This window comes from Nocardia vaccinii NBRC 15922 (assembly GCF_001613305.1).
Taxonomy (GTDB): domain Bacteria; phylum Actinomycetota; class Actinomycetes; order Mycobacteriales; family Mycobacteriaceae; genus Nocardia; species Nocardia vaccinii.
This window is the reverse complement of the sequence record NZ_BDCC01000010.1, coordinates 63,144-89,910: the sequence shown is the minus strand read 5'-3', so window position 1 is coordinate 89,910 and position 26,767 is coordinate 63,144. Positions and strand designations below refer to the sequence as shown.

The window sequence follows — 26,767 nt, the reverse complement described above, 5'->3', positions numbered from 1 at the left end:
CCTGAGTCACGATATCGAGTAGAACAGGTTCTTATTCTGGTGGCAAGAGTAGCGCGGGCAAGGAGATGATCATGCGGTTCGGGTTGCAGCTCGGATATTGGGGCGCGAGCCCGCCGGTCAATGCGGCACAGGTGGTGACCGCCGCCGAGGAGGTCGGATTCGACGCGGTGTTCACCGCCGAGTCCTGGGGTTCGGATGCGTTCACGCCGTTGGCGTGGTGGGGCGCGGCCACGCAGCGGGTGCGGCTGGGCACCTCGGTGGTGCAGATGTCCGCGCGCACTCCGACCGCGACCGCGATGGCGGCGCTGACCATGGACCATCTCAGCGGCGGACGGCACATCCTGGGCCTCGGCGTGTCGGGGCCGCAGGTGGTCGAGGGCTGGTACGGGCAGCCGTTCGCCAAACCGCTGGCGCGCACCCGTGAGTACGTCGGGATCGTCCGGCAGGTCTTGGCGCGTGAGGCCAAGGTGACCAGCGACGGAGCGCACTATCCGCTGCCGTACAACGGTCCCGGGTCCACCGGTCTGGGCAAACCGCTCAAGCCGATCACCCATCCGCTGCGGGCGGATCTGCCGATCTGGCTGGGTGCGGAGGGTCCCAAGAACGTCGCGCTGACCGCGGAGATCGCCGACGGCTGGCTGGCCATCTACTACACCCCGCGACTGGCCGGAATGTACGACGAATGGCTCGAGGAGGGCTTCGCGCGACCGGGAGCGCGGCGCTCGCGGGAGGAGTTCGAGATCGCCGCGAGCTGCCAGGTCGTGATCACCGACGACGCGCGTGCGGAGATCGACCGGATCAAACCGGTGATGGCGCTGTACATCGGCGGTATGGGTGCGGAGGAGTTGAATTTCCACGCCCAGGTCTACCGCCGGATGGGGTACGGCAACGAGGTCGACGAGATCACCAAGCTCTTCCGGTCCGGGCGCAAGGAGGAGGCCGCCGCGGTGGTGCCGGACGAGTTGATCCTGGACACCATGATCGTCGGCGACGAGGCGCAGGTCCGCAGCCAGTTGCAGGTGTGGGAGAAGGCCGGGGTCGACATGCTGCTGGTGTCGGCGCGCGATACCGAACAGCTGGCCAGACTGGCCCCACTGGTGCAGGGGTAGATCTCGGATGCGTGGCCGAATCCGATGGTGAACATCGGATTCGGCCACGTCGATTCTGGGCGATCAGATCCATCACTCGTTGCGTCACCCGGCTGTCGGCACCTGGAAACGCCAGCTCCGAGGCCGCGGCCCGGGTCGATTCTGGACCGACGGAGCGGGGGAGCGCCAGGAGGGAAGAATTCGGCCCTGGAGGGCCGCGGACCGCCGGAGCGGAGCGGAGGCCAAAGGGTCAGCTCAATTAGTAAACCCCGTAAATCAAGTCTTGTCAGGGCCGAGAACACGTTCTATTTTTGTCGTGTGAGCCATAACATAGCGGACCTTGTCGAACACACGATCGACCTCGTGCCGGAGCGCGTCGCGCTGGCCGATGACACCCGCTCGGTGACCTATGCCGAGTTGGAGGATCGGGCCAACCGGCTGGCACATCACCTGCTGGAGCGCGGTGTGCAACCGGGCGACAAGGTCGGCATCTACTCGCGCAACACCATCGAGGCCGTCGAGGCCATGGTGGCGGTGTTCAAGGCGCGGGCGGTCATGGTCAACGTCAACTTCCGGTACGTCGAGAACGAACTGCAGTACATCTTCGACAACTCCGACATGGTCGCGCTCATCCACGAGCGCCGTTACACCGATCGGGTCAGCGCGGTGCGGCCGAACACCCCCAAGCTGAAGGCCGTCCTCGCGGTGAACGACGGTACCGAGGATCAGTACCCGCTCGCGGCTGCTTCGGTGGAATACGAAGCGGCCCTTGCCGCCTCGCACGGGGAGCGGGACTTCGGCGACCGCTCGCCCGACGACATCTTCATGATCTACACCGGCGGCACCACCGGCATGCCCAAGGGCGTGATGTGGCGGCAGCAGGACTGGTGGCGAGTGCTCGGCGGCGGCATCAACTTCGTCACCGGCGAATACATCGAGGACGAGTGGCAGCAGGCCAAGAACGGCGCGAACGGCGCGCAGATGGTGCGGTATCCGATTCCGCCGATGATCCACGGCGGTTCTCAGGCGGCGACCTTCCACAGCCTGTTCGACGGCGGTAAGGCCATCATGCTGCCGGAGTTCACCGGACACGGCGTGTGGCAGGCCATCGACCGGCACAACGTGAACCTCATCTTCATCACCGGCGACGCCATGGCGCGCCCGATGCTCGACGCGCTCGAGGCGGGCCACCCGGAAACCGGTGAGCCCTACCAGCATTCGAATCTGTGGGCGATGGCCAGCAGTGCGGCGCTGTTCTCGCCCGCGCTGAAGGACAAGTTCATGGAACACCTGCCCAATACGGTCATCACCGATTCGATCGGTTCCTCGGAGACCGGCTTCGGCGGACTGTCCATCGCGGCCAAGGGCGCCACGCACACCGGCGGACCGCGGGTGAAGATCGATTCGGCCACAGAGGTTCTCGACGAGGACGGCAATCCGGTGACGCCCGGCTCCGGTCAGGTCGGCATCCTCGCGCGCAAGGGCCACATCCCGCTCGGGTACTACAACGACCCGGTCAAGACCGCGGCGACGTTCAAGGAGTTCAACGGGACTCGCTACTCCATTCCCGGTGACTTCGCCCGCGTCGAGGAGGACGGCACCGTCACCATGCTCGGCCGCGGTTCGGTCAGCATCAACAGCGGTGGCGAGAAGATCTATCCCGAAGAGGTCGAGGGTGCGCTCAAGTGCCACCCGGAGGTCTTCGACGCGCTGGTGATCGGCGTTCCGGACGAGCGCTGGGGGCATCGGGTGGCCGCGGTGGTGCAGTGCCGCGGTGCGGTCCGGCCGACGCTGGAACAGCTGCGTCCCGTTCTCTCGCAGGAGATCTCGTCCTACAAGCTGCCGCGCAGCCTGTGGTTCGTGGACGAGATCAAGCGCTCGCCCGCGGGTAAGCCCGACTACAAGTGGGCGCATGCGCACGCGGAGTCGCGTCCCGCCGACGAGGAAGCGCACGCTCCCGCGACGAAGTAGTTCTCGCGAGAAGTGCGCCCTTCCGGCCGGAGATGTCCTGCGTGCGGGGGTTTTCGGCCGGAACCCGTTGTGCGCTCGGCGGTGCGGCGACCGGAAGGGACGTCGCACGTCGCCGCCACCCATAGGCAGGCCGATGGATGGGATCGGAAACTCTATTGGCACGCGTCGGGCCGCCCAGCGATCATGAGGGCATGCGACAACGCACTCTCGGTAGCTCCGGACCGGCGGTTTCCGCGATCGGTCTGGGTTGTATGGGTTTCTCCCAGGGTTACGGTGCGGTGGACGACGACGAGTCGGTCACCGCGATCCACACGGCGATCGATTCCGGCACAACGCTTTTCGACACCGCGCAGAGTTACGGCAGCGGGCACAACGAGCGTCTGCTGGCGCGGGCGCTGCGCGACGCGGGCCCGGATGTGCGGGTGGCGACGAAATTCGGCATCGTGCGCGGCGAGAACGGCGTGTATCTGGACGCGAAACCCGAACGGGTGCACGAGTATTGCGACGCCTCGCTGGCACGGCTCGGGCGCGAGGTGATCGATCTGTACTACCTGCACCGGGTCGATCCGGAGGTGCCGATCGCCGAAACCATCGGCGCGATGGCCGATCTCGTGCACGCGGGCAAGGTTCGTCACCTGGGCGTGTCCGAGGTGAATCCGGAGCAGCTCGCACAGGCGGCGGCGGTGCATCCGATCGCCGCGGTGCAGTTCGAATGGTCGCTGCTGTGGCGCGAACCGGAGAACGACGTGGTGCCCGCCGCGCGCGAACTGGGTGTCGGGCTGGTGCCCTACAGTCCACTCGGCCGCGGATTGCTCACCGCGACACTCACTTCCGAGACCGTCGCCGCCAGTGACTTCCGGCGCAACGATCCGCGGTTCTCCGGTGAGAATCTGGCGAGCAATCTGACGCGGGTAGCGGCGTTGCGCGCACTCGCGGACCGGCTCGGGATCACGACCGGACAGCTCGCGCTGGCCTGGCTGTTGGCGCAGGGCCCCGATGTGGTGCCGATTCCGGGCAGCCGCCGGGCGGAGCGAATCGTGCAGAACGCCGCGGCGGCGGCGATCGAGTTCGATGCCGAGGATCGCGCCGAACTGGAGAAGATCGTCTCGGCGGGCTGGGCGGGGGATCGGCAGTCCTTCGCCGCGCACGGCACGTCCCGGTCGGACTCCTAGACGCTCGGATTCGCGGAGATTCTCGGATTCGCGCGCCGCCGGGCCGGTCGGATCGCCCTGCGGGTTCGAGCTGGGATTTTCCGCGATTCTAAAGTGATGTGAATCACGTTTGGATTCGTGTCGCCCCGGATTCGGGGGTATTTACTTGTCGGTGCCCTGTGCCAGAGTGTGTGACATGAGTCATCGAATCAGATTCACAGCCGAGCGCTAGCGGGGTCGGGCATGAACCAGACGCGTTCCACCGGCGCCGTCGACGAGGTGCTGCAGCAGTTCGAGGGGTATCGGCGGGAGCTGTGCGCTTACGCCTACCGGATGTTGGGGTCCTCGTTCGAGGCCGAGGACGCCGTTCAGGAGGCCTTCACCCGGGCGTGGAAGTCCTACGACTCGTTCGAGGGCCGGGCCAGCGTGCGGTCCTGGTTGTACAAGATCACCACCAATGTCTGCCTGGACATGCTCGACGGCCCGCAGCGCCGCGCCCGGCCGATGGACCTGAACGGTCCCTCCAGCCCCGGCAGTCCGATACCGGCCCCGCAGCCGGACTACGTCTGGATCGAGCCCATCCCCAACGGCCTGGCCTTCGGCGCCGATCCGGCCGAGCACGCCACCGCGAAGGATTCGCTGCGGTTGGCGTTCGTGGCAGCGGTGCAACATCTTCCGGCCACCCAGCGCGCGATCCTGATCATGCGCGAGGTGCTGCGCTTCTCCGCCAACGAGACCGCCGACCTGCTCACCATGTCACCGGCCTCGGTCAACAGCGCACTGCAGCGGGCGCGGGCGACCATGTCCAAGGTGCAGCCGGACAGCGGCGGCGGTTACGACGAGTCGGACGAGAAGCAGCGCCGGCTCGTCGACGGTTTCGTCGAGGCGTTCGAGGCATACGACATGGACGCGCTGACCTCCCTGCTGAAAAATGATGTGGCGCTGTCGATGCCGCCGATCGAGCTGTGGGTCTCGGGGCCCGGTCACGTCGCGGACTTCATGCTCAGTCCAGGGCCCTCGGCCTGCCGTGGTTCCCGGCTGGTCCCGCTCGAGGGGGCCAACGGCCTGCCCGCCTTCGGTCAGTACAAGCCGGGGGAGCGGCCGGGTGTGCTCGAGCCGTGGGCGGTGATCATCCTGGAACTCGACGGCGACGGCATCGGCGGGCTGAACTTCTTCCTCGACACCGACCGGATGTTCCCGTTGTTCGGGCTGCCGCCGGAGTTGCGGGTGTAGGCCGGATCAAGCGCTCGGGCCGGCCATGTAGAACGGTTCCCACTGATGGCCGTCCGGATCGGCGAAGGTCCGCCCGTACATTCCGACCCCGCGTTCCTGGGCGCGCTTGTCCGCATTGACCTCTTCGGCCGCACCGGCGCGCAGGGCAGCGCCGGTGAGGTCGTCGACCTCCTGCGCGCTGCTCAGGGCCAGCGCGTAGATGGATCCGACCGAGGCTGTGGTCTCGGCCAGGGGGCGGCGGGTGAAGGTCTCGAAGAACGGTTTGATCAGCAACATCAGGCAGATGTTGTCATCGATCACCACGCAGGCGGCATTGTCGTCGGTGAACTCCTGGTTCACCGTCCAGCCGAGGGCCGCGTAGAAGCTCTTGGACCGTTCCAGATCGTCGACCGGGAGATTCACGAAGATCATCTTGCTGGCCATATCGGTCCTCTCGGCACGCAGTCCCGTCGTTGTCACCTATGCCGACGATGCGAGCGGACCAAACTCATCGGATGTTTCGCAGGCCGTCCATGAGTAGATCCATCATTCGGCCCGCCTGCTCGCGTTGTTCGGGTGCGCCGCAGGCCAGGAAGATGCCGAGCAGGCTCGCGACCACGTCCTGTGCGGGCACATCCGGGCGCAGGGTGCCCTGGGCGGCGCCCGCCTTGATGAGTTTCTGTACGGCTGTGGACAATTCGGCGCGCGCCTCCTCCGCGGTGATCGCGCCGGAGGCGATGATCGCGCGCACGGCGTCGGCCATCTCGCGTTTGGCGGAGATGTAGTCACCGAAGCGGTCCATCCAGGCCCGCAGCGCCACCGCGGCGTCGGGACCGGTGACCAGGTCGTCGACGGCCTCACAGAGGCGTCGGCGTTCGGCCCGGTAGACGGCCTCGATCAGATCCTCGCGGGTGGGGAAATGCCGGTAGAGCGTGCCGATGCCCACTCCGGCCGCGCGTGCGATCGATTCCAGGGACACCTTGTCGCCCTCGGCGAAGGCGGTTTTCGCGGCCTCGAGCAGGCGCTCTCGGTTGCGATGCGCATCGGCGCGCGGGGCTCGGGTTCTGTTCACCAAGCGGAGGTCCCTCCGTTTCTGCTACGCTCGAACTATGCGGAGGGTCCTCCGTATAGCTGTCGAACTCCACTATCCCACTCAGAACAGGATCATGTAGATGGCAGTCCAATCCGAATCCACCGCGCCCGGCGGCGTCGCACCGCTCGGCCCGCGGACCGTCTCCCGGATCGGTTACGGCGCAATGCAATTGACCGACCACGACGGCCGCTCCTACGACCGGCAAGCGGGTATCGATATGCTCCGCCGGGCCGTCGAGCGGGGGGTGAACCACATCGATACCGCACAGTTCTACGGGGCCGGTGCGGTCAACGAGCTGATCCGCGCGGCGTTGTCACCGTATCCGGCGGATCTGGTGCTGGCGACCAAGGTTGGCGCGGTGTACGACGCCGACGTTCGGCTGCTGGCGGCGCAGCGCCCCGAGCAGTTGCGTGCCCAGGTGGAGGCCAATCTTGTTGCGCTGGGCGTGGATTCGCTCGGCGTGGTCAATATGCGCCGCGCCGACGTGCCGCCGGGCATCGTCGCCGAGGGCGATCAGATCGTCGACCTGGACGACCAGCTCGCCGAGTTGGCGGCGCTGCGGGACGAGGGCAAGATCGCCGGAATCGGCCTGAGCCACGTCTCCGCCGAACAGCTACGTCAGGCCCTGCCCGCCGGAATCGTCTGCGTACAGAACCTTTACAGCCTGCTGAACCGCTCCGCCGAACCCGTCCTGGACCTCTGCCGCGCCAACGGCATCGCCTGGGTTCCGTACTTCCCGCTCGGTTCGGCCTTCCCCGCCTTCCCCAAGGTCACCGAACACCCGGCCGTCGTATCCGCCGCCGCTGCCCTGGAGGCGACCCCTGCCCAGATCGGCCTGGCCTGGCAACTGGCCCACTACGACCACACCCTCCTGATCCCCGGCACCTCCAACCCCGCCCACCTGGACGAGAACCTCGCCGCGGGTTCGGTACATCTGCCCTCGGACGTGATCCGGACCCTCGACGACCTGGCCACATCCGAAAAGTAATGCAGCACTGCGACATCACGGAAGTTCAGCGGCGTCGGCTGGTTTCGCTCACTCCCGAAGGTGTGAGGCCTCTGGACGGCGCTGCGAGTTCGTGATCGCGTTGGTTGCGACGCCCAAAGCAGAAATAAGTCGTTCGGCAACCTCATCGCACCCGAGGGCTGAGTGCGGCACATCCATCCAGTTGTCGGCACTGCGCGGTACCATCCGGTACCATGAGAGTCATGGCGGGTCTCAATGTCAGGTTCAGTGATGATGAACTGAGCGCCTTGCGCACGCGTGCCGAGGCGGAGGGGGTCAGTATGCAGGCGTTCGTGCACGATGCGGTGATCACAGCGATCAACGAACGAGCCCGTCTGTTCAACGAGGCGGCCGAGCATGTATTACGAGTCAGTGAGGAGCTGAACCGGAGACTGGCCTGATGCAGTACCTCACATTGCAGGAATTGTTGAATCTGGCGGAACGACTGGGCGAGGCAGAGGTTCGGGACTACGGTCTGCTCGACTCGGCATTGGCTCGGCCGCAGGCGAGTGTCTTCGGCCAGGATGCATACCCCGATGTATGGCATAAGGCCGCCGCGTTGATGGAGTCGCTGGCCCGCAATCGCGCTCTGATCGATGGCAATAAGCGGCTCTCCTGGTATGCGACCTGGGTTTTTCTGCAGATGAACGGGCACAAGCTGGACGCGAACTTCGATGTGGACAGTGCTGAGCAGTTCGTCCTGGAAGTGTGCCAGGGGCACTGGGAGGTGCCGATGATCGCGGAGCGGTTGCGGCGGTTCGGTATGTGATGGCGGCTTCGCCGACTATGCCGGAACGTCCGCGCCGAGGGGTGGCGCGGGCGTTCCGCTGTATCGAGAGAGGTTGCGCCTCAGTGTGATTCGGCCAGTTCGGCGCCGAGGGCGCGCAGGTGGTCGGTGGCGCCGCCGAGGGCGAATTCGTTGTGCTTGGCGGCGGTGAAGAACTGGTTGACGATGTGGTCGCGGTCGATGCCGACGCCGCCGTGGACGTGCACGACGGTGTGTGCGACGCGATGACCGGCCTCGGCGGCCCAGAACTTGGCGGTGTGGATCTCCGCGGTGGCGGGCAGGTTCTCGGACAGGCACCAGGCGGCCTGCTGTACGGCCAGGCGGATGCCCTGCACGTCGATGTAGCTGTCCGCCAGACGCTGTGCCACGGCCTGGAAGCTGCCGATCTTGCGGTTGAACTGCTCGCGTTCGCGGGCGTAGTCGGCGACCAGGTCCAGTCCCTTCTCCACCACGCCCAGCTGGTGTGCGGACAGGCCCAGCCAGGCCCGGCGCAGCAGCCAGTCCAGAATCTCCGCGCCCTGCTCGACAGTGCCGACCAACTCCGCCGGGGCGCCGGAGAATTCGATCTCCGCCTCGGGCGTACGGTCCGTGACGATCTGATCGGTGATCCGCACCCCGGCCTCGGCCGGATCGACCAGGAAGACCGCCGCCTGCCCGGATGCCGGGTTGGATGCCCCCTCCGTGGTTACGCTCGCCGCCGCCTCCGGGCCTGACGGGAACACCATGGCGGGCACCAGAATTCGTGTCGCCTGCCGCGCGAACGGCACGGTGATCTTCAATCCGGTGACGCGCCAGGCGTCGCCTTCCCGCGCGGCGGTGGTGACCGGTTTCGACGGCTCCCAGTTGCGCTCCTCGCTCAGCGCGACGGTGAGAATCTTTGCGCCCGATGCGGCTTCGGCCGCGAGCGCGCGCTGCGTCTGCGAGCCGAACTCCGCCAGCGCCCCCGCGCCGAGCACGATCGACCACAGATAGGGCACCGGCGCCACCGAACGTCCGAGTGCACGCAGCACGGCCGTCTGCTCCAGGACGCCGAAACCGCCGCCGCCCACGGACTCAGGCAGTGCCGCGGCCAGAATGCCGGTCTCGGCCAGCGAGTTCCAGAGCGGTTCGTCGAAGCGCGCGGTGTCCGAATCGGAGTCCAGCTCGCGCAGGCGATCGGCGGTGACCAGCTTGCCGGTCACCTCGGCGGTGAGCCGCGCCAGATCCTGCTGTGCTTCGGTGAGAGTGAAATCCATTGTGTTACTCAGCTTTCCTATCAGCGCGCAGCGGCGGGCTGCTTCAGGGCGGTCATCGCGATGATGTCGCGCTGCACCTCGTTGGTGCCGCCGCCGAAGGTGAGAATCAGGCAGGCGCGGTGCATACGCTCGAGGCGGCCGAGCAACTGCGCACCGGCCGAACCCTGGCGCAGATAGGCCTGCGGTCCGAGCACTTCCATCAGCGTGCGATATGCCTCGGTGGCCAGTTCGGTGCCGAGCACCTTGCAGGTGGAGGCATTCCACGGTTTTGGCGCGGAGTCGCCGCCCGCGTCCGCACCGGACGCTATCTCCCAGTTCAGCAATTTGAGGTATTCGACCTTCGCGTGCACGCGGGCCAGGTTCAGCCGCACCCATTCGCTGTCGATGACGCGGCCACCGTTGGAATCCTTGTTGTTCTTGGCCCACTCCACCGTCTGGGCCAGCGCCAGCTGCAGGGAGGCGGCCGAGGTCAGCGCGACGCGCTCGTGGTTGAGCTGGTTGGTGACCAGGGGCCAGCCGCCGTTCTCCGGGCCCACCATGTTCGTGTGCGGGATGCGCACGTCCTGGTAGTAGGTGGCGCTGGTGTCCGGACCGGCCATGGTGTGCACCGGCGTCCAGGAGAAGCCCTCCGCGGTGGTCGGCATGATGAACATGCTGATGCCCTTGTGTTTCTTGGCGGTCGGGTCGGTGCGCGCGGCCAGCCAGACGTAGTCGGCGTACTGGATGAGGCTGGTCCACATCTTCTGCCCGTTGACGATCCAGTCGTCGCCGTCGCGAACCGCGCTGGTGCGCAGCGAGGCCAGGTCGGTGCCCGCGCCCGGTTCGGAGTAGCCGATGGAGAAGTGCAGCTCACCAGCGGCGATCTTGGGCAGGAAGAACTTCTTCTGCTCCTCGGTGCCGTAGTGCATGATCGTCGGCGCGACCGAGTTGATGGTCAGGAACGGCACCGGTGCGCCGGCGATGGCGGCCTCGTCGGTGAAGATCAGCTGATCCATCGTGGAGCGGTCCTGGCCGCCGTACTCCTTCGGCCAGCTCAGCGTGAGCCAGCCGTCGTGGCCCATCTGCTGGACCACCTCGCGATAGACGTTGCCCTGGCCGTATTCGCCGGTCTGCGAGGAGAGCGCCGCGCGGCGTTCGGGGGTGATCAGCGTGGCGAAATAGTCGCGCAGTTCCGCGCGTAGCTGTTCCTGTTGCGGGGTATACGCAATCCGCATGGCAATCACCTCGTCGTCTACTGGTAGCCGGCTCGTTCCATAGCCAGCCGATATGGGCTGGGCCGGTTTCCCCGATCATTGCACAACCACTGAAACATGTTCCAGTATGGACTCCGAATCGGACCGCTTCCGCCGCCTTGGCCGAGGCGGGCTTGTAGGCTCGGGTCATCAGTGGCGAAGGAGTTGTCAAAATGAAGGTCAGTGTGGATTTCGACCAGTGCGAGGCCAATGGCATCTGTGTCGGATACGCCCCCGACGTGTTCGAACTCGACGACGAGGACAACCTGCACGTCACCTCGGGTGATGTGCCGGACGACCAGCTCGACGCCGTGAAGACCGCGGTCGCGCAGTGCCCGAAGGCGGCGTTGAAGCTCGTCTGAACCGATGCTTGCCGTTAACTGGAACGCGTTCTAGAGTCACCGTGTGATCGAATCTGAAATCAGCTTGTCCGGTCGGGTGGCCATTGTGACTGGCGCCGGTGCCGGGCTGGGGCGGGCGGATGCGCTCGCCCTGGCCGCTGCTGGCGCCTCGGTCGTCGTGAACGATCTCGTCGAGAACGAGGCGGTATCGGCGACTCTCGCCGATATTCGCGCACTGGGCGCCAAGGCTGAATTCGTCGCCGGCAGTATTGCGGAACGAGCTACCGCGGATGCGCTGATCCGCACCGCGGACGAGACGTTCGGCAGCGTCGACATCGTGGTGAACAACGCTGGAATAGTCCGTGACGGAATGCTTTTCAATCTCACCGACGAGGACTGGGATTCGGTCCTCGCTGTTCATCTGCGCGGACATTTCTTGTTGTCTCGCAATGCCGCCGCATACTGGCGCGGCAAATCCAAAGCGGCCGGTGCGCCGATCTACGGCCGTTTGATCAACACCTCGTCCGAGGCCGGTCTGCTCGGCCCGGCCGGGCAGCCGAACTACGGCGCCGCCAAGGCCGGAATCACGGCGCTGACCCTGTCCGCGGCACGCGGGCTCGAGCGATATGGCGTGCGCACAAACGCAATCTGCCCCCGGGCGCGCACCTCGATGACCGAGAAGGTCTTCTCCGACGCGCCCGATGAGGGCGTCGATCCGCTCTCGCCCGATCACGTCGGACGATTGGTCGCCTATCTCGCCTCGCCCGCCGCGGACGCGGTGAACGGGCAGGTATTCGTCGTCTACGGGCCGATGGTCGCACTGATGGCGGCGCCGGAAGTAGAACGGCGTTTCGATGCCGCGGGTGCGGAATGGTCCCCCGAGGATCTGGCCGACACGCTCGGCGGATATTTTGCCGAACGTCCGGCGGGGCGTACGTTTTCGGCGTCATCGTTGAGCGAACTGGGCCAGTAGCGAACAGTTACGGGCCACGTTGTTGATTGCCGGTCCACCAGTTGGTAGACATGGGGATCGACGCTGTGGAGCGGCTCACACGAGCCTTCCTTACGTCGTATGAACAAGTTCTAACTTCCGATCACCGTTCGGCGGAAAGGGCAGTTCAAAATTGTCAAACGGTGCTCGACAATAGAGTGAACGTGTTCTAATCATCCAGATCGACAGGCCGGTTGAGGCCGCCGTCGCAAGCTCGACGTGCTAGGCATGGCAAGGAGGAATCGGGAATGAACGAGGTTCTTGCCGTGCCGTTGCGAGCGGTCGGCGGGTTCTTCGAACTCACTGCCGCGGTGGCCAGGGCGACCGTGCGGCCGCCCTTTCAGCGTCGTGAATTCGTCGACCAGGCATGGTTCATCGCCCGGGTTTCGATCTTTCCGACCTTGCTGGTCGCCATCCCCTTCACCGTTCTGGTGAGCTTCACGCTCAACATTCTGCTCCGCGAGATCGGTGCGGCCGACCTGTCCGGCGCGGGCGCCGCATTCGGCACGGTGACCCAGGTCGGCCCGATCGTCACGGTGCTGATCGTGGCCGGTGCCGGAGCAACCGCGATCTGCGCGGATCTGGGCGCCCGCACCATCCGCGAGGAGATCGACGCGATGAAGGTGCTGGGCATCGACCCCATCCAGCGGCTGGTGGTGCCGCGGGTGCTGGCGTCGATGTTCGTCGCGGCGCTGCTGAACGGCCTGGTGTGCGTGATCGGCATCGGCGGCGGTTTTCTCTTCTCGGTCTACCTACAGGGGGTCAATCCGGGCGCGTTCGTCAACGGCATCACGCTGCTGACGCATCTGCCCGAGCTGGTCATCGCCGAGGTCAAGGCCACCCTGTTCGGCTTGGCCGCCGGAATGACGGCCTGCTATCTGGGGCTGAACGTCAAGGGTGGGCCCAAGAGCGTCGGCGACGCGGTCAATCAGACGGTGGTGTTCTCATTCATGGTTTTGTTCGTGCTGAACGTGGTGGTCACCGCGGTCGGTATCAAGTTCACGGTCCGGTAGTCCCATGGCATTCGTGATACACGCCCGCTTCCCGCGTACAGTTCGACGAGTGCGCCGGCTGTCCGAATCGCTCGACAATGTCGGGCGGCACGCGCTCTTCTATGCCGAATCATTGCGCTCGGTGCCCAAGGCGTTCTACCAGTATCGCACCGAGACGATTCGGCTCATCGCCGAAATCAGTATGGGCACCGGCGCTTTGGCTGTGATCGGCGGTACCGTGGTGATCGTCGGCTTCCTGACGCTGTTCGCCGGCGGCACCATCGCGGTGCAGGGCTACAGTTCGCTGGGCAATATCGGCGTCGAGGCGCTGACCGGCTTCTTCGCAGCCTTCCTGAACGTGCGCATCGCGGCGCCGGTGATCTCGGGCATCGGTCTGGCGGCCACGATCGGGGCCGGCGCCACCGCGCAACTCGGCGCGATGCGGGTGTCCGAGGAGATCGACGCGCTCGAGGTCATGGCCATCAAACCGGTGCCGTTCCTGATCGGCACGCGGGTGCTGGCCGGGATGATCGCGATCGTCCCGCTGTACGCGCTCGCGGTGATCGCCTCCTTCCTCGCGAGTCGCTTTGCCACAGTGGTGATCTACGGCCAGTCGGCCGGTGTGTACGACCACTACTTCTCGACCTTCCTGATTCCCAGCGACATTCTGTGGTCGTTCGTACAGGCGATCTTCATGGCCTTGGCGGTCATGATGATTCACACCTACTACGGCTACCACGCGTCCGGCGGTCCGGTCGGGGTCGGCGTTGCGGTCGGCAACGCGGTGCGCGCCTCGCTGATCGCGGTGGTGATGGTGACCCTGCTGGTCTCGCTGGCCATCTACGGCACCTCCGGCAATTTCCATCTCTCCGGGTAGGGCGGTATGGCGAGAAATAGACTTGTCGAAAAAGACGGCGCCGGGAGGGTTTTCGGTGCCGGCTGGGGCATCAAACTCGCGGGTGTGGCCTTCGTGCTCAGCCTGGCCGCGGTGGTCGCGATCGCGCTGACCATGTTCGCGGGCGGATTCACCAGCACCGAGGCGATCTACATCGACGCTCCCCGCGCGGGCCTGGTGATGGACAAGGACGCGAAGGTGAAGATGCGCGGTGTCGACATCGGCACCGTCGAGCAGATCACCTTCACCGGCGACGGGGCACGGCTGAAACTGGCCGTCAATCCCGATCAGCTGAAACTGGTTCCGTCCAATGCGGGCGTGGATATCAACTCCACCACCGTATTCGGCGCAAAATACGTGAATTTCACCGCGCCGCAGCATCCTTCGAGCCAGCCGCTGCAGCCCGGCCAGACCATCGACGCCCGTCACGTCACCGTCGAATTCAACACGCTGTTCGAGCAGCTTACCCAGGTGCTGGCAATGGTGAAGCCGGAGAAGCTGAACGCGACGCTGACCGCGCTGGGCACCGCCCTGCAGGGACGCGGGGACAAGCTGGGGCAACTGCTCGCCGACAGCGATACGTACCTGAAGAACATCAATCCGAGTCTGCCCACGCTGCAACGTGATCTGCGATCGACCGCGGGCGTGACCGACCTCTACGCCGATACCGCGCCGGATCTGTTGCGCACCACGAACAATGCCGTGGTCACCAGCAAGAGCATCGTCGCGCAGGAACACGATTTCGACGCGATGCTGGCCAACCTGATCGGCCTGGCGAATACGGCCCAGCCGATCCTGTCCGCCAATCAGAAACCACTGGTGACGGCGCTGGATCTGCTGCGCCCGACCACGGATCTGCTCTATCAGTACCAAGGTTCGCTGCCGTGCGTCATCAACGCATTCGGCGACAACTGGGCGCTGTACCAGCAGATCTTCGGCGGTTCGGGGCACGGATTGCTGTTGGACGCGGGCTTCATGCCCGGCGGCGAGCCTTACAAATATCCGCAGGACCTGCCGAAGGTGAACGCGACCGGTTCCACGCTCTGCCAGTCCCAGACGATGAAACCGGGTGACCACGCCAAATATCTGGTGACCGACAGCTCTCAGGGACATGTATGGACTCCCGAGCTGCGTACACACCAGGACGCCGGGAAGGTCTTCCAAATTCTGTTCGCCGGGCTGCCCGGGGTGCCGGGGGTGCCGAAGCGATGAGATTCAAACCGCACGCCACAACCGTCAAATTGGGGATCTTCACCCTGGTGATGGTGGTCGTCCTGGGTTTCCTGGTCGTGATCTTCAGCCAGATGCGATTCTCCAGCGAGACCGGATACCACGCGGTGTTCACCCAGTCGTCCGGCATGCTGCCGGGCGCCAAGGTCCGCATCGCGGGTGTACCGGTGGGGACCGTGAAACGGGTCTACGTCGGCAAGGACGATCTCGCGCACGTGGATTTCGATGTCGACAGCAAATACCGGCTGCTGCAAAGCACGCACGCCGCCATCCGGTACGAGAATCTGGTCGGCGACCGGTACATGGAGTTGCTGGACAGCCCTGGAAGCGATCGGGCCCTGTCCGAGGGCGGCACCATCGGCACCGACAAAACCAAGCCCGCCCTGGATCTGGACATGCTGCTGGGCGGATTCAAGCCGCTGCTGCAGGGCTTGGATCCCACCCAGGTCAACTCGCTGACAAGTGCGCTGCTGCAGGTTTTCCAGGGGCAGGGCGGCGCCCTGGTGGCGCTGTTGAACAGCTCCGGTTCGTTCGCCAAGACGATCGCCGATCGGGATGCGCTGATCGGCAACGTCATCAATGACCTGAACACGGTGCTGGGCACGATCGACGCGCACAGCAAGGAATTCGACACCACCCTGACCGAACTGCAGCGGCTGATCAGCGGGCTGGCCGCGGATCGGGATCCGATCGGCGCGGCGCTGCCGAAGCTGGCCGGCGCCACCACCGATCTGCAGGGCCTGCTGCAGGAGGCGCGGCCCGACCTGCAACAGACCTTCACACAGCTGGGACGGGTCGCGACGAACCTCGACGATCATTCCGCGGATGTGCAGACGCTGTTGAACAAGCTGCCCCAGGCGTACAAGCAGTTGGTCCGGGTCGGATCGTACGGGTCGTTCCTGAACATGTACGTCTGCGGTACGCAAATGCTCGCCGACGGTCCCGATGGGAAGCCGATGGAAATCCATCTGCCCGGCAACCAGACGACCGGAAGGTGTGCGAGCAATTGAAAGAGAACCGGTCACTCATTTCCATCGGCATCGTCGGCCTTGCCATGGCGGTCGCGATCGCATTGTCCGCGTTGCAGTTCGATCGACTTCCCTTCGTCCGATCCGGCGCTGAGTACACCGCCTATTTCGCCGACGCGGGCGGGCTGCAACCGGGCGATCAGGTGCAGGTGGCGGGCGTGCGCTCGGGACGGGTGGAATCGCTGCGGCTCGACGGTCCCAAGGTGCTGGTGAAGTTCTCCCTCGACGAGACGATCCGGCTCGGGGACGCGACCAGCGCGGCCATCAAGACGAATACGGTGCTCGGTCGCAAATCGTTGGCGGTCCTGCCCTCCGGTGACGGGTCGATCCGGGTCGGCAACACGATTCCGTTGAGCCGCACCACATCTCCGTATTCGCTGACCGATGCGCTCAGCGATCTCTCCGGCACCGTGCAGGGCCTGGATCTGGATCAGGCGAACAAGACGCTGGACGCGCTGTCGAAGACCTTCGCCGATACTCCCGCGCCGCTGCGGTCCGCGCTCGACGGCATCACCGCGTTGTCTCGAAGCCTGAACAAGCGCGACGACGCCCTCACCCAGCTGCTCGGTCACGCCCAGAACGTCACCAAGGTGCTCTCCGATCGCAAGCTGCAACTCGACGCGCTGCTGATGGACGGTGACAACCTGCTCGGCGAGCTGAACGCCCGGCGGCAGGCGATCAGTCAGCTGATCGTCTACGTGAACGGTCTGGCGCAGCAGCTGACCGGTTTCGTCAACGACAACGAGGCGCTGTTGAAACCCGCGCTGGACAAGTTGAATTCGGTGCTGCAACTGCTGCAGAAGAACAAGGACAACCTGGACAAGGCATTGGACGAGGTGGGTCCGTACGCGGCCGCGCTCGGTGAGCAGGTCGGCAGTGGTCCGTACTTCCAATCGATGCTGGCCAATATCGAGAGCAAGCCGCTGCGGCCTCTGGTCGATGCACTGGCTTGGCCGCAACACCTGCCGCAGTCGCTGGAGGAGTATTTGAACGGCGGCGTCACGATCAACCCGGCGACACAGGAGCCACCGCGATGAACGTATTGCGCAGCATGTCCCGGCTGCCACACTGGGTGCGTTATGTCGCCGCGGCGCTGGTCGTGGGCCTGGCCGGCTGGATCGCCTACGCCGCGGTGACCAATATCGGCAAGACCCACATCACCGCGTACTTCCCGTCGACCAATGCCATCTACGCCGGCGACAACGTCGAGATACTCGGGGTCAAGGTCGGCAAGATCAATTCGATCGAGCCGGGCAAGGACGACGTGAAAGTGACCATGACGGTCGATCGCGGTGTCGACATCCCGGCCGACGCCCGCGCGGTGATCATCTCTCCCTCGCTGGTGTCCGCGCGGTTCGTGCAACTGGCCCCCGCCTACAACGGCGGTCCGAAGATGCACGACAACGCGGTGATCCCGATCCAGCGCACCGCCGTTCCCGTGGAGTGGGACGACATCAAGACCCAGCTGACGAGGCTGTCCAAGGCACTGGGGCCGGAAGGCAACGATAAGAAGGGCTCGTTCGGCCGATTCGTCGACACCGCGTCGGCCAACCTCGGCAACGGCAATGCCCAGTCGCTGCGGGACACGTTGAAGGAGCTGTCCAGCACGTTCAACACCCTGTCCGACAGTCGCACCGACCTGTTCGGCACGATCCGGAATCTGCAACAGCTGGTTGATGTCCTGTCCAAGAGCAACGAGCAGATCGTCCAGTTCGGCGGGCGGCTGGCCTCGGTCTCCTCGGTGCTGGCCGGGGTGTCCACGGATCTCGGTGCGGGACTGGACAATCTGTCCTCCGCGATCGCCGATGTGAAACGGTTCCTGGACGAACGCGGCGGGGCCCTCACCGAGGGAGTACAGCGCCTGAGCGACGTCACCAAGACGGTCGTCGACAAACGCGGCGACCTGGAGAACCTGCTGCACGCCGCGCCGAACGGCCTGGTCAACTTCTATCAGATCTACAAGCCCGCGCAGGGCTCTCTGGCGGGTGCGATCACCTATTCCAACTTCGCCAATCCGATCGAATTCCTGTGTGGTTCGGTCGAGGGCATCGGGGCCGATGATTCCGACAAGTCGGGACAGCTGTGCCGCCAATATCTGGCACCGATCGTCAATTCCCTGCTGGTCAATTATCCACCGCTACTGGTCAATCCGGCGTCCACCCAGACGGCCTTCCCGAGCCAGCTGCAGTTCAGCACACCCGAACTCGCGCAGCAGGCGGCCCGGCAGGGCATACCCGTCAGCGTGCCGAAAGGCGTTTCGGGCCTTGCACTTCCGGGAGGCGGGCGATGAACGCACGGGTACGCAAACGGATCGCGGCGGCCGTCGTCGGGTTCGCGGTACTGCTCGGCGCTACGGGATGTGAGTGGGACGGCCTGAACACGCTGCCCATGCCCGGCGCCGCGGGAACCGGCGCGGGCTCCTGGCAGGTACGCATCCAAATGCCCAATGTCACCACGCTGACCCGCAATTCGCCGGTGATGGTCAACGACGTCACCGTCGGCACCGTGAGCGGAATCGAGGTCCAGGACTGGCATGCCCTGGTCACCGTCAGTCTCGACAAGAGCGTGCACCTGCCCGCGAATGCGATCGCGCGGATCGGACAGACCAGCTTGCTGGGCAGTAACCATGTGGAACTCGCGCCGCCGACCGACACCCCGCCGCAGGGACAACTGAAGAACGGCGATGTCATTCCGCTGGCCCGCGCCGGTGATTTCCCGACCACCGAGCAGACACTGTCCTCGCTGTCGGTGGTGCTCAACGGCGGCGGAATCTCGCAGCTGCAGACCATCACCCACGAGTTGAACGCGACGTTCACCGGACGTGAGGGCGCCATTCGTGACCTGATCCCCCAGCTGAACCAGCTCACGACATCGCTGAACCAGCAGACCAACGACATCATCGCCGCGATGTCCGGACTCGATCGCTTCGGCGGAGTCCTGGCCAAGCAGAAGGACGACCTCGCCAACGCGGTCCAGAACATCCATCCGGCGTTGACCGAACTCGCGGATCGTCGCGAGACGATCACCAAGACGATCACCTCGCTCGGCGATCTCAGCGACGTCATCCATCAGATCATTTCGCAGGGTGGCGGCAATCTGAAGGCGGAGCTGGCCGATCTCGGGCCGGTGCTGAAGGGACTCGCCGACACCGGCAACAATCTGACGACCGCACTGCAGGCGCTGTTCACGTTCCCGTTCCCGGCCAACCAGCTGGACAAGGCGATCAAGGGCGACTATTTCAATATCTTCGTCACCTACGACCTCACCGGCTCGCGACTGGATTCGAACTTCCTCACCGGCACTCCGCTCGGCGGCCACTTCGGTGGTGTCCAGGCGAAATACGGCGTGGAGGCCGCGCTGGGCACCATTGCCGGAACCGCCGGCGAGAAGGGTGATCCCGTGACCGGGCCGCTGAACAAACCGCCGGCCCAGCCGAGCATTCCGGGGCTGCCGCAGATTCCCGGTTTTCCCGCCATTCCCGGTCTGACGGTACCGAATCCGCCGAAGGGAGGGCCGGTTCGATGAAACTCACTCGCTTCGTCCGCAACCAGTTGATCATCTTCGCGGTGCTCACCGTGGTCGGCCTGGTGGTGATGTCCGCGGTGTATGTCCACCTGCCGGCGATGTTCGGTATCGGGCGGTACACAGTGACGGTCGATCTGACCACGACCGGGGGGCTGTACCCGACCGCCAACGTCGCCTACCGGGGCACGAACATCGGCAAGGTCGAGCAGGTTCAGCTCACCCCCGACGGGGTGCACGCGAGGCTGTCGATCAACAGCAGCGCCAAGGTCCCCGCCGACGTGAACGCGAATATCAGAAGCGTGTCCGCGATCGGTGAACAATATGTCGACCTGGTGCCACCGGCGTCGCCGAGCAGCGGCTACCTCACCGACGGAACGGTCATTCCGGTGGAGCGCACGACGTTGCCGCAGGATGTGGGCGCCATGCTCGATCAGGCGAACCGCCTGCTGGCGAGCATCTCCGACACCAAGTTGCGGGAGTTGCTCGACGACGCGTTCACCGCGTTCGACGGCGCCGGACCGGATCTGGGCAAGCTCATCGACTCCGCCTCCCTGCTGGTGCAGGACGCCAACGCGAATACCGACCAGACCAAGGATCTGATCAACAAGATCGGGCCGCTGCTGGATACCCAGACCCGCTCGGACGCGGCGGTCCGGGCGTGGACCCACAACCTGGCCACCGTCACCGACCAACTGCGCCAACACGATCCGTCGTTGCGCAAGTTGATCGAGCGGACCCCGTCGGCGGCACAGAAGATCACTTCGACCTTCCAGGATCTGCAACCGACACTGCCGCTGCTGCTGTCGAATCTGGTCAGCCTCGGCCAGGTCGGTGTCACCTATCACGCTGGGCTACAACAGGTCCTGGTCGTCTTCCCGCCCTTGATGGCGGCGTTGATGACCGCCGCGAAGGACGGTATGAGCCCGACCAAATACGGCGTCCATGTGGACTTCGCGCTCCAGCTCAACGATCCGCCCGGCTGCCTGACCGGCTTCCTGCCGCCGAGCCAACGGCGTTCCGCGGGTGATCTGAGCGTTCCCGATACGCCGCCAAATCTTTACTGTAAGGTTGCCCAGGACTCCAACCTCGCGGTGCGAGGTATCCGCAACTTCCCGTGCGAGAACCATCCCGGCAAGCGGGCACCCACGGTCGAGCTGTGTGACGATCCGCGTGGCTACGTACCGTCCGGCAACAATCCGCCGTTCGGTAATCCGACGCCGGGACCTGCCGCGATGAATCCTCCCGCACCTGCGGCCGCCAACCATCCGGCGTCCTTCCAGAACCAGCAGTACGACCCGGGCACCGGCACTTTCATCGGACCCGACGGCCGCACCTACCGCGAGGGTGACATAGGTTCCAACGGTTCGGGCACGGAACCTTCGAGTTTGCAGGCGATGTACGAGGAGCAGCAGAAGTGACCGAGCTGAACGAACCGGGGGCAGGAGGACGGAGGCCGCGGCGGCGCGCGATACGGGAGTCCGGGCCGCCGACCGAGGAAACCACCGAGGTCGTCGAGTTCTCGGCGGCGCGGACGGTGAAGCGTGCCGCGGCGCACGACGATGCCGGGGCGACGGCTGCCGTGCGTGCGGCCGAGCCGGTGGATGCTCATGCTCCCGTGGACGAACCGGTCGTCGAGCCGGGCACGTCCGAGGCCGAACTCGGCAAGCCTGTGCCCGTGGCCGCCGCACCCGGGGATTCGGCCGTGACCGGCGATCCGGGCCCGGCCGCCGACGAGGGGGCCGAACGCGTAGCCGGCAGGCTGGGATGGCTCGGCTGGATCGCGGCGGCCGTCGCGGCGGTATCGGCGCTGGTCCTGATCGGCTCGGGTGGATTTCTGATCTATCACGAGTACCACGTGGACGCGTTGCAGCAGCAGCGCGCCGACTACATTCAGACCGCCAAGCAAGTCGTGCTCAACCTGACCAATATCTCCGGTGACACCGCGCCGAAGGATATCGATCGGGTGCTGTCGGTCGCGTCGGGCCAGCTCGAGCAGGAGTACTCCGAGCGCAAGGACGCTTACGCCCAGGTCGTACAGCAGGCGAAGGTGAAGGCAAGTGGTCAGATCATCGAAACTGCCCTGGAGAGCCAGGACGATCACACCGCTCGTGTTCTCGTCGCCGCCGCGCAGACTCTGACGAATGCGGGTTCGCCCGACCCGCAGCAGCGGTACTACCGGTTCAGGGTCACCGTCACCCGGGACGACTCGGGACATCTGACCGGCTCGCAAGTGGAGTTCGTGGCATGAAAAACAATCTCCGCGCCATTCTGATCGTCTGTGCGGCAGTCCTTTTCGTGGCGGCCGGAGTCCTGGGCGGGTTCACCGGCTTCAAGTACTGGTCCGACGGTCAGGCCGAGCAGGCTCGCGCCCAGTCCGTCCAGGCCGCCCGTAACACGGTTCAGGCCATGTTCAGCTACGACTTCCATACCGTCGACACCGAACTGCCCAAGGTCGGCCCCAGTCTCACTCCGGGTTTCCGCTCGGACTACCTCAAACTGGTCGACAGCGTGATTGCCAAGGGCGCCAAGGAAAAACAGCTCACCGTGCGCGCGAACACCACGGCCGCCGGAATCGTCTCCGCCGACCGCTCGCACGCGACGGTGCTGCTGTACCTGAATCAGGTGACCACGAGCAAGGATTCGCCGCAGGGCATGGTCACCCCCAGTCGTGTGCGGGTGACCCTCGACAAGGACGACGGTCACTGGCTCGTATCCGGCGTCACCCCGATCTGACTTCTCTCGGCCGAACTCGGCGCAGATCGTGCGACGGGTACGAGAGCATTGTCAGCGGCCGGGATCCAGGTCGGCATCGGACAGCAGTGCGCTGCCCGCCACCTGTCCCTGGGCGAGCGCGTCGAGAAACGCTCTGGCCCAACGGTCCACGTCGTGCGCGAGGACCTGGCGTCGCAACGCGCGCATGCGGCGGCGACGGGTGTCGGGATTGTCGGTGAGCGCGGCCATGATGGCGTCCTCGACGCTGTCCAGGTCGTGCGGGTTGCACAGGTATGCCTGGCGCAATTCGGCTGCGGCGCCGGTGAATTCGCTCAGCACAAGGGCGCCGTTGAGGCCGCTGTGGCTGGCCACGTACTCCTTGGCGACCAAATTCATACCGTCGCGCAGCGGGGTCACCAGCATCGCGTCGGCGGCGACGAAGAAGGCGAGCAGTTCCTCGCGCGGAATCGGCCGGTGCAGATAGTGCACGACCGGATAACCCACCCGTGCGAATTCGCCGTTGATGCGACCGACCTGGCGTTCGATATCGCCGCGCATCTGGATGTAGCTCTGCACCCGCTCCCGGCTGGGCGTGGCCAGCTGCACCATGGCGATCTCGGCCGGATCGATCCGGCCCTCGCGCAACAGCTCCTCGAGCGCGGCCAGGCGGATATCGATGCCCTTGGTGTAATCGAGCCGATCCACCCCCAGCAGAATGTGCTTCGGGTTACCCAGCTCGTCGCGGATCTGCGCGGCCCGCTCGCGCACCGAACGTCGCCGGGACTGCTCGTCGAGTTCGGCCGAGGAGATCGAAATCGGGAAGGCGCCGACCCGTACCGTGCGGAAACCCACTTGCACCACACCGAGTTTCGAGCGAACACCGACGGTGCCGCGGGAAGTCGGTTGTCCGGCAAGGCGTTTGGCCAAGTACAGAAAATTCTGGGCGCCGCCGGGTAAGTGGAAGCCGATCAGGTCCGCCCCCAGCAGACCCTCGACGATCTCGGTCCGCCACGGCATCTGCATGAACAGTTCCACCGGCGGGAACGGGATGTGCAGGAAGAAGCCGATGGTCAGGTCCGGACGCAGCATCCGGAGCATCTTCGGCACCAGCTGCAGTTGGTAGTCCTGCACCCAGACCGTGGCTCCCTCGGCGGCGACCTTCGCGGTGTACTCCGCGAAACGCCGGTTGACCTCGACATACGCGGTCCACCAGTGCCGCCGGTACTCCGGCCGCACGATCACGTCGTGATACAGCGGCCACAGGGTGCCGTTGGAGAATCCCTCGTAGTAGTCCGCGACCTCGGCCGAGGACAGCGGCACCGGATGCAGTTCCAGCCCGTCCTCGACGATCGGATCCAGATCCATGTCGGGAACGCCGGCCCAGCCCACCCAGGCGCCGTTGTTGCTGCGCAGCACCGGTTCCAGAGCGGTGACCAGGCCGCCGGGACTGCGCTTCCAGCGGGTCGTGCCGTCGGGCAGCTGCTGCAAATCCACCGGCAGGCGGTTGGCGACCACGACGAAACCGGAACCCGCGCCATGTGGAGCTGTCGCGGGCGGTTGGGCCCCCGCATCCGATCGTCGCTGATCCGATGGGTTTGCGCTCATCTGGTCCATTACTGGAACCTCCGGTTTGCCGCGGGCCGGGAGAGCCCTGTGGAGTTGTAAGTGCGGTGGGTCGGGGTCGGTTATTCGCCCCGGCCGCTGGGACCGATACCGAGCATCGACAGCAGCATCCGGCATTCGTCCGCGTCTTCAGCGTAAGCGGCGACGACTCGTTGGGCCTGTCGAGCAGTCTCGTCGGCGAGCGGCTCCAGATCGTCGTCCGCGATGTCGTTGGCGCCCTTCGCGGCCATCATCGTGTCCTCTCGACTATGGGTTGAGTTCTCACGGTTGCGAGAAGTCAATCGTATCGGTCATGGGAATGGGACCGGTTCGGCGGCAACCCGTGAAGCGACAACCCTGAAACGGAAAGGCTCGCTGTGGCTATACCGTGAGAAGACAGTCGAATGTGTAAGCAGAAAGGGTTTGGAACATCATGCCGTTGGCCACGGTGAACGGAATCGCACTGAACTATCAGGTGAAGGGGGACAAGGCCAAGGGCAGCGAGATCAAGGGCGCCGCCCCGCTGGTCGTCCTGATCATGGGGACCGGGAGTCCGGGCCGGGTGTGGGAGCTGCATCAGGTTCCCGCGCTGGTCGCGGCCGGATATCGGGTGTGCACCTTCGACAACCGTGGCATCGCCCCGTCGTACGAGGCCGCGACCGGGATGACCATCGACGATCTGGTGCGCGACACCGCCGGGCTGATCGAATTCCTGGACGAGGGGCCGGCGCTGCTGGCCGGGACGTCGATGGGTGCGCGGGTGGCGCAGGAGCTCGCGCTGGTCCGTCCCGACCTGGTGCGAAAGGCGGTGTTCCTGGCCGGCCACGGGCGGCTGGATCAGTTCCAGAAGACGCTCTCGCTGGGCGAACACGAACTCGACGCCAGTGGGGTGAAGCTGCCGCCGAAGTACGAGGCCGCGCTGACCGCTGTGATGAATCTTTCACCGGCGACCCTGTCCGAAGTCAACGCGGCGCGGGATTGGCTGGATCTGTTCGAGTTCACCGGCGGGCCGGTAGCGCCCGGGGTCCGGGCGCAGCGCGCGATGGATCACGATTTCGACCGCTTGCAGGCCTATCGCGGGATCAAGGTGCCGTGCCTGGCGGTCGGATTCGCCGACGACCGGATGATTCCGCCGTATCTGGCCCGCGAGGTCGCGCAGGTCATTCCGGCCGCGCGGTATCAGGAGATTCCGGATGCCGGGCATTATGGTTATCTGGAACGCCCCGATGCTGTGAACAAGGTGCTGCTGGAATTCTTCGGCGGCTGAGGCGATCCGCTCGCGAAGGCCCCCCGGCGTCGTGGTGGCCAGGTAATTCCCGGTGGTAACACCGGTCTTGCTAGGGTCGATACCAGGTATGGGGTCGCTCCGCTCGGAGGGCCATCAGTGTTTCGTACCCGTAGCGCATGCCCAACACACAGTGCCAGTATCAGTGAGGTGAGATGAGCACCAACCCCTTCGACGACGAAGACGGCCGCTTCTTCGTTCTGGTCAACGACGAGGAGCAGCATTCCCTCTGGCCAGCTTTCGCGGAGGTTCCCGCCGGGTGGCGGGTCGTGTTCGGTGAGGACAGCCGGGCAGCCTGCGTCGAGTACGTCGAGAAGAACTGGACCGATATGCGTCCCAAGAGCCTGCGCGACGCGATGGCCGCCGACGACGCGGCCCGCCAGGCCTCCCAGTCCTGATCCCGGCCACTCGACACCGCGTGGGCACGACGACCCGGCGACCGCATGCATCCCGCATGCGGTCGCCCGGCCTTGCCCATCCCCACTGACCACGTTTTTTCTCCCCCAGCCATCCCCCCGGTTATGATGGCTCCGCTTTTCCCGCCTCCTTAGCTCAGTGGTAGAGCACTCGCCTTGTAAGCGAAAGGTCGTCAGTTCAATCCTGACAGGGGGCTCGACGACTTCAGGCGCCCGCGCCGCCGTCCACGGGGATGATGGCGCCGGTGATCATTGCGGCGCGGTCGCTCAGGAGCCAAGCGGCCGGTTCGGCTACTTCGTGGGGGGTGGCCATACGGCCGAGGGGGATTGATGCGGATATCTGTTCGGTGATGCCGGGGGTCAGGGCGTTGACTCGGATGTTGTCGGGCGCCCAGGTGACGGCGGCGGTTTCGGTGATGCTGTTGAGGGCGCGCTTCATCGCGCCGTAGGCGGGCAGGGCCGGGTTCGCGCGACGGCTGCCGATGCTGGAGGTGTTGACGATCGCGCCACCGCCGGTGCGCCGCATCAGGGCCGCCTCGGCGGTCATGGCCGTCCAGTGGGCGCGGAAGTTCACGGTGAACTGTTCGTCGATGTCGGCGTCGCTGGTCGTGTCGAGGGGACCGGGTTGCTGGATCGTCGCGCCGTTGTTGAACGCGCCGTCGAGCCGGCCGTGCAATTCCTCGACGCGGTCGAGTGCGGTGCGAATACTCGCGCTGTCGGCGAGGTCCACGGTCACCGCATCCGCGACGCCGCCGTCGGCGCGGATCTCGGTGACGATGCGTTCGAGGGCGTCGGCGCCGCGGGCGGCGAGGACGACGGCAGCACCCTCTCTCGCGAACAGGCGGGCCGCGGCCGCCCCGATGCCGCGGCTCGCGCCGGTGATGAAGACGACCTTGCCGGTCAGCAGGCCGAGGGGTGCGCTATCGATGTCATTGGTCATGGCGACAGTGTCGGGTCGGTGCGGGAACCGGATTC

Annotated in this window: 28 protein-coding genes and 1 tRNA gene; 22 read left to right on the top strand and 7 right to left on the bottom strand. The window is 65.5% G+C overall.

Features of this window, described 5'->3' with window-relative positions:
* The first annotated feature begins 71 nt into the window (after positions 1–71).
* The 4 genes from NV1_RS07600 to NV1_RS07585 all read left to right on the top strand — a co-directional run bounded on the left by NV1_RS07600 (position 72) and on the right by NV1_RS07585 (position 5,443).
* Positions 72–1,109, top strand: a complete 1,038-nt coding sequence (locus NV1_RS07600) for an LLM class F420-dependent oxidoreductase (protein ID WP_067887250.1) — start codon at positions 72–74, stop codon at positions 1,107–1,109.
* Positions 1,110–1,406: 297 nt separating this feature from the next.
* Positions 1,407–3,059, top strand: a complete 1,653-nt coding sequence (locus NV1_RS07595) for an acyl-CoA synthetase (RefSeq protein ID WP_067887029.1) — start codon at positions 1,407–1,409, stop codon at positions 3,057–3,059.
* A 191-nt stretch (positions 3,060–3,250) separates the two neighbouring features.
* Positions 3,251–4,231: an aldo/keto reductase gene (locus tag NV1_RS07590; RefSeq protein ID WP_218026936.1), complete on the top strand. Its 981-nt coding sequence runs from the start codon at positions 3,251–3,253 to the stop codon at positions 4,229–4,231.
* 222 nt (positions 4,232–4,453) lie between these two features.
* Complete coding sequence (locus NV1_RS07585; RefSeq protein ID WP_067887024.1) at positions 4,454–5,443, top strand: sigma-70 family RNA polymerase sigma factor; 990 nt, start codon at positions 4,454–4,456, stop codon at positions 5,441–5,443.
* Positions 5,444–5,449: 6 nt separating this feature from the next.
* Here the strand turns inward: NV1_RS07585 and NV1_RS07580 are convergent, their stop codons facing one another.
* The gene (locus NV1_RS07580) at positions 5,450–5,902 is read right to left on the bottom strand and encodes a VOC family protein (protein ID WP_245713604.1); all 453 of its coding nucleotides are present in this window, start codon (positions 5,900–5,902) and stop codon (positions 5,450–5,452) included.
* 28 nt (positions 5,903–5,930) lie between these two features.
* Positions 5,931–6,494, bottom strand: a complete 564-nt coding sequence (locus NV1_RS07575; RefSeq protein ID WP_067887247.1) for a TetR/AcrR family transcriptional regulator — start codon at positions 6,492–6,494, stop codon at positions 5,931–5,933.
* Positions 6,495–6,594: 100 nt separating this feature from the next.
* Between NV1_RS07575 and NV1_RS07570 the strand changes: the two genes are divergently transcribed.
* The 3 genes from NV1_RS07570 (at position 6,595) to NV1_RS07560 (ending at position 8,290) form a co-directional block, all read left to right on the top strand.
* Complete coding sequence (locus NV1_RS07570) at positions 6,595–7,503, top strand: aldo/keto reductase (protein WP_067887018.1); 909 nt, start codon at positions 6,595–6,597, stop codon at positions 7,501–7,503.
* 221 nt (positions 7,504–7,724) lie between these two features.
* A complete protein-coding gene (locus NV1_RS07565) occupies positions 7,725–7,922 on the top strand; it encodes a hypothetical protein (RefSeq protein WP_067887016.1) in 198 nt (65 codons plus the stop codon).
* Complete coding sequence (locus NV1_RS07560; protein ID WP_373864595.1) at positions 7,919–8,290, top strand: type II toxin-antitoxin system death-on-curing family toxin; 372 nt, start codon at positions 7,919–7,921, stop codon at positions 8,288–8,290. Before NV1_RS07565 ends, NV1_RS07560 begins: the two co-directional genes overlap by 4 nt.
* 80 nt (positions 8,291–8,370) lie before the next feature.
* Here the strand turns inward: NV1_RS07560 and NV1_RS07555 are convergent, their stop codons facing one another.
* Both NV1_RS07555 and NV1_RS07550 read right to left on the bottom strand, forming a co-directional pair.
* Positions 8,371–9,543, bottom strand: coding sequence for an acyl-CoA dehydrogenase family protein (locus tag NV1_RS07555; protein WP_067887010.1), 1,173 nt, complete (start codon positions 9,541–9,543; stop codon positions 8,371–8,373).
* Between the two features lie 20 nt (positions 9,544–9,563).
* Entirely contained in the window at positions 9,564–10,757 is a 1,194-nt protein-coding gene (locus tag NV1_RS07550; RefSeq protein ID WP_067887007.1) for an acyl-CoA dehydrogenase family protein, read from the bottom strand.
* A gap of 191 nt (positions 10,758–10,948) precedes the next feature.
* Here NV1_RS07550 and NV1_RS07545 point away from each other — a divergent pair, with 191 nt between their 5' ends.
* The 12 genes from NV1_RS07545 to NV1_RS07490 all read left to right on the top strand — a co-directional run bounded on the left by NV1_RS07545 (position 10,949) and on the right by NV1_RS07490 (position 22,510).
* Complete coding sequence (locus NV1_RS07545; RefSeq protein WP_067887004.1) at positions 10,949–11,137, top strand: ferredoxin; 189 nt, start codon at positions 10,949–10,951, stop codon at positions 11,135–11,137.
* A gap of 43 nt (positions 11,138–11,180) precedes the next feature.
* A complete protein-coding gene (locus NV1_RS07540) occupies positions 11,181–12,089 on the top strand; it encodes a 3-oxoacyl-ACP reductase (protein WP_067887001.1) in 909 nt (302 codons plus the stop codon).
* A gap of 266 nt (positions 12,090–12,355) precedes the next feature.
* A complete protein-coding gene (locus tag NV1_RS07535) occupies positions 12,356–13,120 on the top strand; it encodes an MlaE family ABC transporter permease (RefSeq protein WP_067886997.1) in 765 nt (254 codons plus the stop codon).
* Between the two features lie 4 nt (positions 13,121–13,124).
* Positions 13,125–13,976, top strand: coding sequence for an MlaE family ABC transporter permease (locus NV1_RS07530; protein WP_067886994.1), 852 nt, complete (start codon positions 13,125–13,127; stop codon positions 13,974–13,976).
* Positions 13,977–13,982: 6 nt separating this feature from the next.
* Positions 13,983–15,206, top strand: coding sequence for an MCE family protein (locus NV1_RS07525; RefSeq protein WP_067886991.1), 1,224 nt, complete (start codon positions 13,983–13,985; stop codon positions 15,204–15,206).
* Positions 15,203–16,234, top strand: a complete 1,032-nt coding sequence (locus NV1_RS07520) for an MCE family protein (protein ID WP_067886988.1) — start codon at positions 15,203–15,205, stop codon at positions 16,232–16,234. Before NV1_RS07525 ends, NV1_RS07520 begins: the two co-directional genes overlap by 4 nt.
* Complete coding sequence (locus NV1_RS07515; RefSeq protein ID WP_067887243.1) at positions 16,231–17,289, top strand: MCE family protein; 1,059 nt, start codon at positions 16,231–16,233, stop codon at positions 17,287–17,289. Before NV1_RS07520 ends, NV1_RS07515 begins: the two co-directional genes overlap by 4 nt.
* Positions 17,286–18,542, top strand: coding sequence for an MCE family protein (locus NV1_RS07510; RefSeq protein WP_067886985.1), 1,257 nt, complete (start codon positions 17,286–17,288; stop codon positions 18,540–18,542). The genes NV1_RS07515 and NV1_RS07510 overlap by 4 nt, the downstream gene beginning before the upstream one ends.
* On the top strand, positions 18,539–19,777 hold the full coding sequence (locus tag NV1_RS07505) for an MCE family protein (RefSeq protein WP_067886980.1): 1,239 nt from the start codon (positions 18,539–18,541) through the stop codon (positions 19,775–19,777). Before NV1_RS07510 ends, NV1_RS07505 begins: the two co-directional genes overlap by 4 nt.
* Positions 19,774–21,195 (top strand): MCE family protein, encoded by a 1,422-nt coding sequence (locus NV1_RS07500; protein ID WP_067886977.1) that lies wholly within the window; start codon positions 19,774–19,776, stop codon positions 21,193–21,195. The genes NV1_RS07505 and NV1_RS07500 overlap by 4 nt, the downstream gene beginning before the upstream one ends.
* Positions 21,192–22,025: an Rv1363c family protein gene (locus tag NV1_RS07495; protein WP_067886974.1), complete on the top strand. Its 834-nt coding sequence runs from the start codon at positions 21,192–21,194 to the stop codon at positions 22,023–22,025. The genes NV1_RS07500 and NV1_RS07495 overlap by 4 nt, the downstream gene beginning before the upstream one ends.
* Positions 22,022–22,510, top strand: coding sequence for an Rv1363c family protein (locus NV1_RS07490; protein ID WP_067886971.1), 489 nt, complete (start codon positions 22,022–22,024; stop codon positions 22,508–22,510). The genes NV1_RS07495 and NV1_RS07490 overlap by 4 nt, the downstream gene beginning before the upstream one ends.
* Positions 22,511–22,561: 51 nt before the next feature.
* Here NV1_RS07490 and NV1_RS07485 read toward each other — a convergent pair whose 3' ends face one another.
* Together NV1_RS07485 and NV1_RS44485 are read right to left on the bottom strand one after the other, a co-directional pair.
* Positions 22,562–24,094: an alpha,alpha-trehalose-phosphate synthase (UDP-forming) gene (locus NV1_RS07485; RefSeq protein ID WP_373864592.1), complete on the bottom strand. Its 1,533-nt coding sequence runs from the start codon at positions 24,092–24,094 to the stop codon at positions 22,562–22,564.
* Between the two features lie 80 nt (positions 24,095–24,174).
* Positions 24,175–24,342: a hypothetical protein gene (locus NV1_RS44485; protein ID WP_169813300.1), complete on the bottom strand. Its 168-nt coding sequence runs from the start codon at positions 24,340–24,342 to the stop codon at positions 24,175–24,177.
* A gap of 182 nt (positions 24,343–24,524) precedes the next feature.
* Between NV1_RS44485 and NV1_RS07480 the strand changes: the two genes are divergently transcribed.
* The 3 genes from NV1_RS07480 (at position 24,525) to NV1_RS07470 (ending at position 25,989) form a co-directional block, all read left to right on the top strand.
* The gene (locus NV1_RS07480) at positions 24,525–25,358 is read left to right on the top strand and encodes an alpha/beta fold hydrolase (protein ID WP_067886965.1); all 834 of its coding nucleotides are present in this window, start codon (positions 24,525–24,527) and stop codon (positions 25,356–25,358) included.
* 173 nt (positions 25,359–25,531) lie between these two features.
* Positions 25,532–25,774, top strand: coding sequence for an MbtH family protein (locus NV1_RS07475; RefSeq protein WP_025346909.1), 243 nt, complete (start codon positions 25,532–25,534; stop codon positions 25,772–25,774).
* A gap of 143 nt (positions 25,775–25,917) precedes the next feature.
* Positions 25,918–25,989: transfer RNA gene (locus NV1_RS07470), tRNA-Thr, on the top strand.
* An 8-nt stretch (positions 25,990–25,997) separates the two neighbouring features.
* Here the strand turns inward: NV1_RS07470 and NV1_RS07465 are convergent.
* Entirely contained in the window at positions 25,998–26,732 is a 735-nt protein-coding gene (locus NV1_RS07465; RefSeq protein ID WP_067886963.1) for an SDR family NAD(P)-dependent oxidoreductase, read from the bottom strand.
* Between the last annotated feature and the right edge of the window lie 35 nt (positions 26,733–26,767).